This window comes from Chitinophaga sp. GbtcB8, from assembly GCF_019091455.1.
Lineage (GTDB): Bacteria > Bacteroidota > Bacteroidia > Chitinophagales > Chitinophagaceae > Chitinophaga.
In genome coordinates, this window is record NZ_JAGXJN010000040.1 from 27,726 (window position 1) to 41,632 (window position 13,907).

9 protein-coding genes are annotated in these 13,907 nt (G+C 48.4%); 4 read left to right on the top strand and 5 right to left on the bottom strand.

All coding sequences use genetic code 11. The annotated features are described in order from the left end of the window. Nucleotides 1-34: 34 nt before the first annotated feature. The gene (pgi, locus tag KVT36_RS26385) at nucleotides 35-1,687 is read right to left on the bottom strand and encodes a glucose-6-phosphate isomerase (protein WP_217606443.1); all 1,653 of its coding nucleotides are present in this window, start codon (nucleotides 1,685-1,687) and stop codon (nucleotides 35-37) included. Between the two features lie 105 nt (nucleotides 1,688-1,792). Further along, nucleotides 1,793-2,608, bottom strand: a complete 816-nt coding sequence (locus KVT36_RS26390; protein ID WP_217606444.1) for a hypothetical protein — start codon at nucleotides 2,606-2,608, stop codon at nucleotides 1,793-1,795. A gap of 121 nt (nucleotides 2,609-2,729) precedes the next feature. Here KVT36_RS26390 and prfB point away from each other — a divergent pair. Beyond that, nucleotides 2,730-3,819, top strand: a protein-coding gene (gene prfB / locus KVT36_RS26395; RefSeq protein WP_217606445.1) for a peptide chain release factor 2 whose coding sequence is annotated in 2 segments (ribosomal slippage) — nucleotides 2,730-2,789 and nucleotides 2,791-3,819 — 1,089 coding nt in all. Because the reading frame shifts where the segments join, the coding sequence is not laid out codon by codon here. A gap of 159 nt (nucleotides 3,820-3,978) precedes the next feature. Beyond that, entirely contained in the window at nucleotides 3,979-5,622 is a 1,644-nt protein-coding gene (gene pruA / locus KVT36_RS26400; RefSeq protein ID WP_217606446.1) for an L-glutamate gamma-semialdehyde dehydrogenase, read from the top strand. Here the strand turns inward: pruA and KVT36_RS26405 are convergent. Beyond that, nucleotides 5,561-6,436, bottom strand: a complete 876-nt coding sequence (locus KVT36_RS26405) for a phosphatase PAP2 family protein (RefSeq protein WP_254640213.1) — start codon at nucleotides 6,434-6,436, stop codon at nucleotides 5,561-5,563. The two genes, pruA and KVT36_RS26405, sit on opposite strands and share 62 nt — an antisense overlap. Before the next feature lie 119 nt (nucleotides 6,437-6,555). Here KVT36_RS26405 and KVT36_RS26410 point away from each other — a divergent pair, with 119 nt between their 5' ends. Continuing rightward, nucleotides 6,556-7,236, top strand: coding sequence for an NAD-dependent deacylase (locus KVT36_RS26410; RefSeq protein ID WP_217606447.1), 681 nt, complete (start codon nucleotides 6,556-6,558; stop codon nucleotides 7,234-7,236). Between the two features lie 9 nt (nucleotides 7,237-7,245). On the opposite strand, the gene KVT36_RS26415 is transcribed toward KVT36_RS26410, so the two are convergent. Continuing rightward, nucleotides 7,246-9,168, bottom strand: coding sequence for a hypothetical protein (locus KVT36_RS26415; protein WP_217606448.1), 1,923 nt, complete (start codon nucleotides 9,166-9,168; stop codon nucleotides 7,246-7,248). A gap of 118 nt (nucleotides 9,169-9,286) precedes the next feature. Continuing rightward, nucleotides 9,287-10,612, bottom strand: coding sequence for a saccharopine dehydrogenase C-terminal domain-containing protein (locus tag KVT36_RS26420; RefSeq protein WP_217606449.1), 1,326 nt, complete (start codon nucleotides 10,610-10,612; stop codon nucleotides 9,287-9,289). 606 nt (nucleotides 10,613-11,218) lie between these two features. On the opposite strand from KVT36_RS26420, the gene gyrA reads away from it, so the two are divergent. Continuing rightward, the gene (gene gyrA / locus KVT36_RS26425; RefSeq protein ID WP_254640214.1) at nucleotides 11,219-13,795 is read left to right on the top strand and encodes a DNA gyrase subunit A; all 2,577 of its coding nucleotides are present in this window, start codon (nucleotides 11,219-11,221) and stop codon (nucleotides 13,793-13,795) included. The last annotated feature ends 112 nt before the right edge of the window (nucleotides 13,796-13,907 follow it).

A 13,907-nucleotide genomic window follows, 5' to 3' on the forward strand; every position in this document is an offset into this window, starting at 1 on the left:
TCAATGCAATGGACCATGGACCATCGGCCATGGACTAAGCCTTCATCTTCTTCCACGCATTGATCAGCCCATTGGTGCTGGCATCGTGGCCGGTAACAACATCGTTGCTTTCCAGCTCCGGTAATATTTTATTAGCTAATTGCTTACCCAGCTCTACACCCCATTGGTCAAAGGTGTAAATGTTCCAGATAACACCCTGTACAAAGATCTTATGTTCGTATAGGGCTATGAGTGAGCCCAGGGAACGCGGCGTAATTTCTTTTACCAAAAAAGAATTGGACGGCCGGTTACCCGTAAATACTTTATATGGCAGCAGCTTAGCCAATGCATCGCCCGTCATACCGGATTTTTCCAGCTCGGCCTTTACTTCCGCTGCTGTTTTACCATTCATCAGCGCCTCCGTTTGTGCGAAGAAGTTAGATAACAGCTTTACATGATGATCGCCCAGCGGATTGTGGCTGATGGCCGGCGCAATGAAGTCGCAGGGGATGAGCTTAGTGCCCTGGTGAATAAGCTGGTAAAATGCGTGCTGCCCGTTGGTACCCGGCTCGCCCCAAACAATAGGGCCGGTCTGGTAGGGAACAGGCTGCCCGTTACGATCCACATACTTACCGTTGCTTTCCATATTCCCCTGCTGGAAATAAGCTGCAAAGCGGTGCATGTACTGATCATACGGCAATATTGCTTCGGAATCCGCATCAAAGAAGTTGCCGTACCATAAACCTACCAGCGCCATTATAGCCGGTATGTTCTTTTCAAACGGGGTAGTAGTAAAATGTTCATCTACAGCATGAGCGCCTTCCAGCAAGGCTTTGAAGTTGCCAAAACCAATGGTTAAGGCTATGCTTAAACCAATGGCGGACCATAAGGAATACGGGCCGCCCACCCAGTCCCAGAACTCAAAGATATTCACCGGGTCTATACCAAAAGCCTTTACTGCTTTTTCGTTGGTGGAAAGTGCTGCAAAGTGCAGTGCAATATGTTTTTCATCCTTTGCGTGCTGCAGGAACCATTCGCGGGCCGTGTTGGCATTGGTCATGGTGTCCTGTGTGGTAAAGGTTTTGGAAGCTGCCAGGAAAAGTGTTTCTTCCGGGGTAACTTTCTTCAGGGTTTCGGCAATAGGGGTGCCATCTACATTCGATACAAAGTAAGGCTGTATGCGTTTTACCCAATACGGTTTCAGGGCTTCTGTAACCATTACCGGGCCCAGTCCGGAGCCGCCAATGCCAATGTTTACAATATAACGTATAGGCTTACCCGTGTAACCTTTTTGTGCGCCGGAATGGATCTGCTGGCAGTAGTGCTCCATTTTCTGCAGCACTTTGTTCACATCATCCATTACATTCTGTCCATCCAGCATTACTGGTTTATTGGAAGTATTGCGCAGTGCGGTATGCAGCACGGCGCGGCCTTCGGTAGCATTGATCTTTTCTGCGCCAAACATTGCTTTAATAGCTGCCTCTACCTGGCATTCCTTTGCCAGCTCCAGCAGTTTGGTGCGCGTTTCCTCCGTTACCAGGTTCTTGGAATAATCAAACAGTATATCTTCAAACCGCAGGGAGAATTTTTCGAAACGCTGTGCGTCTTCAGCAAAGAGCTGGCGCATATGTACCTGCTTCATGCTGGCGGCGTGCTGCTGCAACTGTTGCCAGGCTTTCGTCGTAGTCGGATTCGTCGATGGAAACATAGTGAGGTGATTTGAGCCTCAAAAGTAGTTCTTACATTTTAGATTAAAAAGTCCATGGCCCATAGTCGATAGTCCATGGCATTTTCCGGAGGGGTAAATCTAAAATCACTGCGATTGTAAATCCTTTTTCCGTTTATAGAAGTACCAGCCAATAGTGCCGGTTATCAGCACAATGGCAATATAACAGGCGGTGGTAAGGGCTGGTACCGGCAGCCCCTCTGCAGTTTTTCTTTTAATAATAATACCGGTTAACGACCAAATGATTACCACGCCATATATTATATTATGATGTTGTAAAACCATATAGGCGCCAAACCCTGCCAGGAGGCCAACCATTAATACCGTCCAGGTAACCATGCCAATGAGCTGCCCGTTCCAGCCCCAGTACACCATCAGCGTTTCAATATTTGCCAGGGTGGAAAAGCTGATCCAGCCCAGGTACAGGCTAAAGGGAAATTGCAGCAGCAGCTTTTCACGCTTGGAAACGTGCGTATGGCCAATGGAAAAATTATAGTGGATGGCAATAAGGGATACCAGCAGCACCAGCTTCAGTAACAGGGAAAGCGGCAGCAGCTCATAATGCCAGGCAAAGAACCAGCCGGCATTGGCTACGCAGCCGATCAGCCACCAGTACCGCATATGCGTCATCAGCCTGGTGAGCTCCTGTGGATAATCTCCCCAGAAAGCCAGCCACAGCTGGTACACAACAAAAGCAAACAGCGCCAGGTAAATAGCGCCCCAAACATTCAGCGTTACAGTTGCCGGCAGCAGCAGATGCGCATATTTTTCTGCGATCTCGCTTGTATGCATGCCGTTAATAGGCATCCTCACTGCCAGGAAATTAACACCTATGACCAGTATAAACCCAATGGCATGAAAGATCGATTGGTTCTTATAATGCAGGGTTTCATCGGCTGCCATAGCATAGTTAGGTTTTCGAACATCAGAAGGAAACAGTGTTAAAAAATATACAAATATTATGCTAAAGCTAATATACAACACCCTTCCCACATTCGCACTTTTTGCTTACATTTGCGACCTTATGACAGCAGAGCAACTTAAAGCTATGAGGGACCGTCTCCACGTCCTGGGAGGTTTTCTTTAACGTCCCGGACCGCATAGCCAAAATAGAAAATGATAAACAGCTTACCCTGGCGCCCGGCTTTTGGGACGACAATGCCCGGGCAACTTCCATTCTCAAAGAAATTAAGGTCAATAAATTCTGGGTAGACCTCTATGATAAGGTGCAAACCGCCATAGAGGACAGCAGTGTATTGAATGATTTCCAGAAAGAAGGGGAGGCCAAAGAAGAAGAAGTACAGGACGCCTATCAGAAGGCCCTTGCTGACCTGGATGAGCTGGAATTTAAATCCACCCTGAACCAGCCGGAAGATGAGATGCCGGCAGTATTAACCATCAATTCCGGCGCCGGTGGCACCGAAAGCCAGGATTGGGCGGAAATGCTGTTGCGTATGTACCGTATGTATGGCGAAAAGCAGGGTTGGAAAGTATCTGAAATTGATGTGCAGTACGGCGATGGCGCCGGCATTAAATCTGCTACCCTGGAGTTTGACGGGGACTTTGCCTACGGACAGCTGAAAGCAGAAAGCGGCGTGCACCGGCTGGTGCGCATCTCGCCCTTTGATGCCAATGCCCGCAGGCATACCTCCTTTGCATCTGTTTTCGTATATCCGTTGGTGGATGATACGATAGAGATAGCTGTAAACCCCGCTGACCTGGAATGGGAATTTTACCGTTCAGGAGGTAAGGGTGGTCAGAACGTGAACAAGGTAGAAACTGCCGTACGTTTAAAGCACATACCCTCCGGTATTATTATAGAATGCCAGCAGGCGCGTACACAAGGGGAGAACCGCGAAAAGGCCCTCACCATGTTAAAGTCACGCCTGTACGAAGAGGAGATACGCAAGCAGGAAGAGATGAAGAACGCTGCCAACGCCAACAAACGCAAAATTGAATGGGGATCGCAGATCCGCTCCTATGTATTCCATCCGTATAAAATAATCAAAGACCACCGCACCGATTTTGAGGTTGGTAACGTGCAGCCGGTTATGGATGGAGAGCTGGGCGGATTTATTAAAGCGTACCTGATGATGGCGAAGGAGGAAGCGTAGACTGGGAAAATGTAAAATGTAAGATCATAAATGACAAATGTAAAAGTATAATGCAGCGAATGTAATCTTCGATGCATTATACTTTTGCATTTGAAATTTTACATTTGCGATTTTACATTCTTAATTACAACAAAATCGTAAACCACAAACTTATTTAGGATGCATAACGCCTATTTTCAATTTGCAGCGCCCCATAATGAACCGGTATATAATTATGCACCCGGTTCTCCCGAAAGGGCCGCATTAAAAAAGCAGCTGGCTGCATTCAAAGCCGCACCTGCAGATATTCCCATGTATATTAACGGCCAGGAAGTGCGTACCGATAAAACGGTAGACATACGCCCGCCGCATGAAATAAAACATAAGCTGGGCCAGTTCCACAGGGGCGATGCCAGCCACGTGCAATCCGCTATAGACGCAGCTTTGGCCGCACGTGCCCAATGGGCTGATACTCCCTGGGAACAACGCGCTTCCATTTTCCTGCGCGCTGCAGAGCTGATGGCCACCAGGTACCGCTATCATATGAATGGCGCTACCATGCTGGGGCAAAGCAAAAATGCTTACCAGGCAGAAATAGACAGCGCCTGTGAGCTCATAGACTTCCTGCGTTTTAATGTACACTACTTAAGCGAAATATATAAACAGCAACCGGTAAGCTCCGCAGGCGTACATAACAGAACAGAGTACCGCCCGCTGGAAGGTTTTGTGCTGGCTGTAACGCCGTTCAACTTTACCGCCATTGCCGGTAACCTGCCATCTGTAGCTGCTATGTGCGGCAATGTGGTGGTATGGAAACCTGCAGATACGCAGGTATTTGCATCCAGCGTGTTTATGCAGATCTTAATAGAAGCCGGCTTACCTGCCGGTGTAATTAACCTGGTATATCCGGAAGGCCCCGTATTAGGAGAGGTATGTTTTAACCACCGCGAGTTTGCAGGTATTCACTTCACCGGCTCAACCGGTGTGTTCCAGCAAATGTGGAAGACCATCGGCACCAACATTCATAAATACCGCGCTTACCCGCGCATAGTAGGTGAAACCGGTGGTAAGGATTTTGTGCTGGCTCACAAGTCTGCGCTGGTAGATGTGGTGGTAACTGCACTGGCCCGCGGCGCTTTTGAATACCAGGGACAAAAATGTTCCGCTGCTTCCCGCGCGTACCTGCCTTCCAACATTTCAGAAGAAGTGCAGCAAAAGCTGGCTACTATGCTGGGCACCATGAAAATGGGTACAGTAGAGGATTTCGGCAACTTCATCAACGCAGTGATCGACGAACATTCCTTTTATAAGATCGCAGCTTATATAGATAATGCAAAAAAAGATCCCAAAGCAAAGATCATTGCCGGCGGCAACTACAACAAAGCTGAGGGTTATTTTATTGAGCCTACTGTGATCGTAACCACTGATCCCAAATACAAAACTATGTGTGAGGAGATCTTTGGCCCCGTGTTAACGATCTACACGTACGATGCTGATAAATTTGAAGAAACATTAACCTTAGTTGATACTACTTCTGATTACGCGCTTACCGGTTCCATTATTGCGCAGGACCGTTATGCAATAGACCTGGCCACCAAAAAGCTGGTGAACAGCGCAGGCAACTTTTACATTAACGATAAACCTACCGGCGCAGTAGTAGGGCAGCAGCCTTTTGGCGGCGCCAGGGCTTCCGGCACCAACGATAAGGCAGGCTCTATGTTAAACCTGTACCGCTGGTTAAGCGCCCGCACCATTAAGGAAACTATGGTACCACCTGTAGACTATAAGTACCCTTTTTTACAGAGTGACGGCGCTGGCTCCTGATAACGGTCCTGGTTACAAACCAGCCCAGTGAAGCGCCTATCCATACATCGCTGCTCCAGTGGCGGTTCTGGTACATGCGTGTAGCGCCGGTTAGGGTAGCCAGGCCATAGGCGGCCCAGGGCACCCAGGGATAATCTTTTCCATAGATCTCAGCAAATGCAGTAGCCACGGAGGTTACAGTAAGCATATGCCCGGAAGGGAAGGAGGTGAAACGTTTATCACCATTAAAGGGAGCGCTGTAGCTGAAAGGATGATCGGTGGTGGTAGGCCGCTGCCTGCGGATAATGATCTTGGCCGTGGTATATAACGCTGTTGATATCAGCAGGGATTTGGCCGCCATGAGGGAGGCATGCTCCAGGTTCCGGTTTTTGGCTACCACGCCGGTGAGGTACAGCACCCCAATGAGGTAGGGCGAGTAGGCGTTACCGAAAGGTTCTATCTGGTTTGTAACTTTAGTAAGCCCGCTGCTGCGGTTGCGTTGAATGAATTGTTTGATCTCATAATCACCCGCCATCAGCAAACCTGCTGTACCCATTACCACACCAAACTTTGCAAAGTCGCGGCCCTGCCAGTGAAAAGGGCGGCTGGCGGTGTACCCCAGGTCCTGGATAATACTTTTCAGGTAAGTGCCATTCACACGGTAGCGGATCACGCTGTCCTGGGTAACGTTGGTAGCAGTATCCAGCTTAGGGGTGTTGCCAAACGCCGGTAAGCTGTCTTTAGCAACTTTTGTGCTGTCTTTGTCCTGTGCCATCAGGCAGCAGGGGACCAGCAACAGCAGGGTACAGTAAAGAAAATAATGGGAAGTACGCAAGGTGCTATGTTGATTTTGTGCAAATATATATCTGTAACCCATATATTATGCACATTGGGCCTAAAGAGCCCTCAAAAAAGCGGTAAATTAAATAACTTGTAACCCTTAAATAAGAAGATATGAAACCACGACTGGTAGTGCTTTCCGGCGCCGGCATAAGCGCGGAAAGCGGGATCAAGACCTTCCGGGACAGCAATGGCCTGTGGGAAGAATATGATATTTATGAAGTGGCCTCTCCCCAGGGCTGGCAAAAGAACCCGGCCCTGGTGCTGGAGTTTTACAACCTGCGCCGTAAAGATGTAAGCACCGCGCAGCCCAATGCGGCCCACCTTGGCCTGGCGCAGCTGCAGGATAAATATGATGTACGTATTATAACCCAGAATATTGACGACCTGCATGAGCGGGCCGGCTCCCGGCATGTGCTGCACCTGCATGGGCAGATCTTCCAGATGCGCAGCGTGCTGGATGAGGAACGCATTTACCCCATTACAGAAGATATAAAACTGGGCGACCTGGCTGCTGACGGCGGACAGCTACGCCCGCACATTGTATGGTTTGGCGAAGCCGTGCCCATGATAGAGGTGGCGCTGAAAGAAGTGTTACAGGCAGATATTTTTGTAGTGGTGGGCACGTCTCTGAACGTATACCCGGCAGCAGGGCTGCTGGATTATGTGGGGCCCAATGTACCTAAATATGTGATCGATAAAAGCATACCTGCAGTAAGTAATATACAGGAGCTGCATTGTATTGAGAAGCCGGCTACAGAAGGGGTAGCGGAGCTGATAAAGTTGCTGGCGTAATAACGCCGGTTAGTAATGGCGTTTATTAAAAGGTGTTCTTTCAATAAAGTTAATGTCATGTTCGCCCTGCCTTACCGTATGGGTTGCCTTTGCTTTAGGGATAGCTGCTGTGGCGGAAGCGGAAAATGATTTACTGGAGGATACGCGTATAACTACATCCGGTGCGCTGACCGTTACCCCCGGTCCGGCGCCGGCCTGCAGTCTTTTAGTGATCTTTGCCTTCCAGTTGGTGGTGGTGAAAAAGGTATTCAGGGAAGGGTGGCAATGTTCACATACGGTGTTGGGGTTAGAATACATATCCAGCACTAAAGCCACTATGCTAACAGTTTTGCCTGCAAGCGCGGCCAGCTGCCCATCAAATATGCCCAGGTTCTTGCTCAGGTATACGATCATGTCTTGCTCGCTATGCGCATGGTGACCATCATCATATTCATCTACACTACCTATTTGCCCGCTGTTTACCAGCATGGTGGCAATTTTATCGGCCTTCTTATGCTTTTTATCAACAGACGACGTGGTTTTTCCGCTACCGAAGAAAAGGGTTACGCCGGTGGCCAGCTTTAATTCACCACCATCCAGGTATACCAGGCTAAAACGGGCGTTAATGCCATTCCCATGTAAGCTTTCCGGCTCATATAATGCGTCGTGTAAGGCTTCGCCCTCCAGGGGTAAGGAGCGGCGGGCGCCGGTTGGCTGATAGCGAATATCCATAGTCTTTATCATGGTGCGGTCATGGGTGGTGCCTTTGATGCTAAGCGCAGGCTGCTTCCACTTTACGGCATATTTCTCCTCCAGCAATGAGGGCCTGTAGGTTTTTAAGCCACTGGCCCTGTCAGCGGTATATTTTTCCCCGGCTTCCCTGGCAGTTTCCTGTAAAGCAATGATGCCTTCCGTTTGTTCAGCCGGCAATGTTCTGCTTACGGCAGCACCGCCGATCGTAATTACTAATACGCCCCATTCGTCAAACTGGTTTTTCAATGCCTTCGCCGCGGGGCCGTAGTTTTGAAGCGGTTTTATATAAGTTGCTCTTTGTCCGTCCAGTAATTTCCCGGCAATGGCAGCCACATTCATAATACCGTAATAGTAGGCGCCTACTTTTACCCACCATTTTTTACCTCCCTCGTCGTAGAATAATTTACCTGCAGAAATTTTAATATCCCATTCAACATCCGGCGTGGCTGCTGCTTTCCCTTTTTTCTCTTCTTTTGTTTCGCCGCTTGCAACTGCGTCCACTTCTTCCTCTTCGGAACTATCTTTTGTTTTCTTTTTAACCTTTGCTTTCTTTTTCTGGCGCTCTTTTGATCTGCCTTTTTTGCGTTTGCTGCTGCTGCTGTTGCTCCTGTTCCTTTTCCTGCTCGGGGCTTCACCGCGGTCCGATGTATCGCTTCCGCTTTCACTGGCTGTGGGGAGGGAAGTGCTGGTAGTGGTTGTTGCGATGATATCTTCTTCTTCTGAAAGCAGTTCCGGTGCTGCAACATTCTCCTGGCCGCCGTCGTCTTCTTCCTCTTCTTCGCCTCCACCCAGGAAGGCCGCCATGCTCTTATCCCATTTGCTGGCGGTCGGACGGCTCATCCAGGTGGCAATTTCCCGCATCTTCTCCGGTGTATATTTTGTCTTGTCCCGCAGGGCATTAAAGAACAGGGCACTATTCTCCTCAGTTGTACCGGGCACCAGCTCTGGTGGTTTTGCAGGGTCAAAAGAAACATAAACAGCGGTACGCTGCACAATGGCCGGCCCTTTTTGCGCTGTAGCTGCATTCCGGTTAGCAGCAGCCTGCAATTGCGCCTGCGCCTGTACACGCCGGCTGTTATCAGCCATTTGCTGGTAAGCTTTTAACTGTTTTACATTTGGTGGCTGTTCATGCGCCCTGGCAGCAGTTTCATGGGCTATAGCCTTTGTAGCGGAGGAAGTTTCGTTAGTACCGGTTTTCATGAGGGCATACGGATATTGATCCTAAAGTACTGAAATTATATAAAATAAAAAGTCCCGCCTTTCGGCAGGACTTCATTATCAAACGGAGAGTTCATCATAGGAAAAAAAGACTTTCTATCTATTCAAAACTCTCTTCAAAACGGATATCGAATTCTTCGAGTTCTTTTAGTACTGGATTATAAACTTCGGGCATCGTGGGGATCTGGAGGCCCGTAACGGTGATCTTTTCCTGCAGCATTAGCTTAGCCATAATACCCAGGGGGAGCCCTACCGTTTTTGCCATGGCCGTCCGTAAGCTATCTTCGCCCTGCACAATCATATAGCTGTGCATCCGCGTGGCCATGTTGCGCCGTTCAAATTCTATCTCATGCATCATCACTATCATATCCTTATCACTGGGCTGCATGATGAGGCGCGCTTCCATAATGTGCTGCAAGATAGCAGCATTCGTTTGTTCTCCCAAATTTATTAAATCGCCATTCAATAATCCCAGGTATTTCAGCTGCCGTAGGATCTTGGATTTACTGCTTACATTCAGGTATTGCGCCATGTTCTCCTCATTGCTTAGCTGCTTATCTATTTTCACATGCTGGGTGGCCCATTTGAAATAGGTGAGGTGGTCTGTTTGCAGCTTGCGGGTATCGTCTGTAAGGCCCAGCTTTATCACTGCGCTCCAGCCTTCGCAAAAATCAGGATAACGCAGCGTGGCCCGCATAAAAGTGGGAATGTTCTCCAGGTGGTAGGAGGACATGTAGGCCAGTGAATCCCGGTTAGGATAATATGCCAGCTTGCCCAGGCCGGGGATCTGTATGGTTTTGGACTGATCAAAAAGTTGTTCGTGGCTCAGCTCCTTCACCTTGCCTTTATCACGGTAGGTAGCGCCTGCCTGGCCTGCCAGCACTATGTTACGGGCGTTCCAGGATATTTTGTACTGCCATGCGTTATCATTGCTTTCCGGGGAAATGAGCCCGCCGCAGTAAGAGCGGAATGAATAAATAAGCCCGCCTTTCTTTTCAATGGAATGGATCACTTTCATGGCCGACATATGATCAATGCCGGGGTCTAAGCCCATCTCGTACATGAACAGCAGGCCGGCCTGCTCAATCTCTTTTTCCAGCTTGCGTACTTCCGGATCAATATAGGATGCGGTGAGCAGGTGTTTTTTAAATTGAAGACAGTCGCGGGCTACCAGTATGTGCAGGGCAGGGGGCAACAGGGAAATTACCAGGTCGGCTTCCGTAATCAGCGGCTGGCGTGCATCCTGGTCCTTTACATCAATAGCTGCGGGCGTAACGTAATAGGATTTCCCGGTTTTGGCTTTTATTAACATTAAGTCATGGTCCACTACCGTTACATGCCATTTCTGCCTGGGTGCATTGTTTACCAAATAATCGATCAGGCAGGTGGCAGACTTTCCGGCGCCAAACAACAGAATGTTTCTCATAGTTCTTCTTTAAGCTTTATCATGGTTACAGAATCAGGGGAAATAACAGCAGTGATCTTACATATGTTCGGAATTTTTAGAAGATCCGATTTCAAAGGTGTCTAATTTATTTTTCCCGCGCTGTTTAATATCTGATTATCATATTGTTAAAAACAAATAGTTTGCCAATATTTTTTTTATTCTATATAGGAATATTTAAATATATTATCAGCTTACTGCATTGGAGATGCGTGGAAGGGTCCATGGTCGATGGTCGGGGGACCATGGCATAGCTCGTGAAAAAACGCAGTTCAGGTTATGGCAGAATGGCGGTTATGTGGTGATTTTTTTTAATAAATACGATGGGAAATACGCATTTGAACCCTGCATTTTCTGCACAAATATCAACCCCTGATCCAGGCAATGGACCCTGGACTATGGACCGTTAAACATTTATGCACAACCTTTCCCACAGCGGCTGAATACCGGCTTAAAAATCGTATATTTGCACCTCTGCTTTCTGAAGCAGAAAAAACTGTAAACCAATAATTAACGATGTACAACTTATGATTTTACATAGCGCCATTTTGCCATGTAAGGTCAAACAGTTAAAATCAACATTCTGATATGGCAGAAAATACCGAAAACCAGGAAAATCAGGAAAGCAGGATTATCCAGATCAACATCGAGGAGCAAATGAAAACGGCTTACATAGATTACTCTATGTCTGTGATCGTAGGCCGCGCCTTACCGGATGTTAGAGATGGTATGAAGCCGGTGCACCGCCGCGTTTTATTCGGCATGAATGAGCTGGGCAATAACTCCAACAAAGCTTACAAGAAATCAGCCCGTGTGGTGGGTGAAGTAATGGGTAAATTTCACCCGCACGGTGATAAGGCCATTTACGACACCATTGCCCGCCTGGTACAGCCCTGGACCATGCGCTACCCGCTGGTAGACGGTCAGGGTAACTTTGGATCGGTAGACGGGGATGATCCGGCAGCCATGCGTTATACGGAGGTGCGTATGCAGAAGATCGCCGAGGCCATGCTGGAAGATATTGAAAAGGAAACCGTAGACTTTACCCTCAACTTTGACGATACCCTGGAAGAGCCTACGGTATTGCCTACACGTATTCCAAACCTGCTGGTGAACGGCGCCTCCGGTATTGCCGTAGGTATGGCCACCAACATAATGCCTCACAACCTCAGTGAAGTGGTGGATGGTTTGATAGCGTATATTGATAACCGTGAGATCACTATCGAGGACCTCATTAAACATGTGAAAGCGCCTGATTTCCCTACCGGTGGTATCATTTACGGGTACGAAGGGGTGAAGCAGGGTTTTGAAACAGGCCGCGGCAGGGTAGTAGTGCGTGGTAAGATCAACGTGGAAACCACGAAAGCCGGCCGCGAAAGGCTGGTGATCTATGAGCTGCCCTACCAGATCAACAAAGCCGTATTACACCAGAAAATAGCCCAGCTGGCAGATGACAAGATCATTGAAGGCATTTCCGAGGTACGCGATGAAAGCGACCGGGAAGGTATGCGCCTGGTAATAGACCTGAAGCGCGAAGCCATTGCCAACGTGGTAGTGAACCAGCTGTATAAATACTCTGAGCTGCAAACTTCTTACGGTATCAATAACGTGGCGCTGGTAAAAGGCCGTCCGCGTATCCTGAACCTGAAAGACCTGCTGGTAGAGTTTGTAGAGTTCCGTCATGAAGTGGTGCTGCGCAGAACGCGTTACGACCTGCGTAAAGCAGAAGAAAAGGCCCACATCCTGGCCGGTTACCTGATAGCGCTGGACCACCTGGATGAAGTGATAGCCCTGATCCGCGCTTCCCGCACACCGGAAGTAGCCAAGGAAGGGTTAATGACCCAGTTCGGCCTTTCTGAATTACAATCCAAAGCCATCCTGGAACTGCGTTTACAACGCTTAACCGGTATGGAGCGCGATAAGATCAAGGAAGAATATGATGAAGTAATGAAGCTGATCTCTTACCTGAAAGAAGTGCTGGGTGATGAAGCGCTGCGTTTCCGTATCATTAAGGACGAGCTGATGGATGTGAAGAAGAAGTTTGGCGATGAGCGTAAAACAGAGATCCAGTACCTGGCCAGCGAAATGCGCATAGAAGATATTATTGCCGAGGAAGATGTGGTGATCACCATTTCACACCTGGGTTATATCAAGCGTACCTCTGCCTACGATTACCGCCAGCAGAAACGCGGTGGCCGTGGCGCCATAGGCGGTAAAACCCGCGATGAGGATTATATAGAGCACCTGTTCGTAGCCTCTACCCACCATACCATGCTGTTCTTTACAGAAAAGGGCCGCTGCTTCTGGTTAAAGGTGTACGAAATACCGGAAGGCGAAAAACAAAGCAAGGGCCGCGCCATCCAGAACCTGATCACGCTGCCTACGGATGATAAGATCCGCGCTATTATAGATATCAAGGACCTGGGCGATAAAGACTTTATTAACAGCCATTACATTATACTGTGTACCAAGAACGGTATCATTAAAAAGACCTTACTGGAAGAATTCTCCCGCCCGCGCCAGAACGGTGTAAATGCCATTACCATCAATGAAGGCGACCAGCTGCTGGAAGCTAAGCTCACCAATGGCAACAGCGAAATGATGATGGCCATCCAGAGTGGCCGCGCCATCCGTTTCCCGGAAAATACCGTTCGCGATACAGGCCGTGGCGCCATTGGTGTACGCGGTATTGAGGTAGATAATGTGAAGGATGAAGTGGTTGGTATGATTTGTGTTAATAAGGAGGATGAGTCCCGTACGATCCTGGTGGTATCTGAAAAAGGCTTTGGTAAACGTACCAGCATTGACGAATACCGCATCACGAATCGCGGGGGCAAGGGGGTTAAAACCATTAATATCACGGAAAAAACCGGCAACCTGATCGCAGTGTTAGACGTTACTGAAAAAGACGACCTGATGATCACCTGTAAATCCGGCATTACCATCCGCATGGCAGTAGCAGACATCCGCGAAGCCGGCAGGGCTACCCAGGGGGTACGCCTCATACGTTTGGACGATAGCGATGAAATAGCTGCTGTGGCAAGGCTGGATGAGCAGGAAGTGATTGCAGATATAACAGAAGAAAACGGCGAAATTACGGAAGGCGGGGAAAACACCGGCAGCACGGAAACAACGGATACTGCGGACGCACAACCTACCGAATAGTTTTAATTTGAAATAATTGATAATACGATTGTGGACTTAGTGGACAATTTTGCCATTAGGTTCATAATCGTTGTCATTATTTGAAATTAATCACAGATATTTACGATCCTGA

Bases quoted from the DNA above. Each gene is read 5' to 3' on its own strand.
- KVT36_RS26410 (WP_217606447.1), top strand. From the start codon at position 6,556: ATGAAACCACGACTGGTAGTGCTTTCCGGCGCCGGCATAAGCGCGGAA.
- KVT36_RS26415 (WP_217606448.1), bottom strand. From the start codon at position 9,168: ATGAAAACCGGTACTAACGAAACTTCCTCCGCTACAAAGGCTATAGCC.
- pruA (WP_217606446.1), top strand. From the start codon at position 3,979: ATGCATAACGCCTATTTTCAATTTGCAGCGCCCCATAATGAACCGGTA.
- KVT36_RS26390 (WP_217606444.1), bottom strand. From the start codon at position 2,608: ATGGCAGCCGATGAAACCCTGCATTATAAGAACCAATCGATCTTTCAT.
- gyrA (WP_254640214.1), top strand. From the start codon at position 11,219: ATGGCAGAAAATACCGAAAACCAGGAAAATCAGGAAAGCAGGATTATC.
- KVT36_RS26420 (WP_217606449.1), bottom strand. From the start codon at position 10,612: ATGAGAAACATTCTGTTGTTTGGCGCCGGAAAGTCTGCCACCTGCCTG.
- pgi (WP_217606443.1), bottom strand. From the start codon at position 1,687: ATGTTTCCATCGACGAATCCGACTACGACGAAAGCCTGGCAACAGTTG.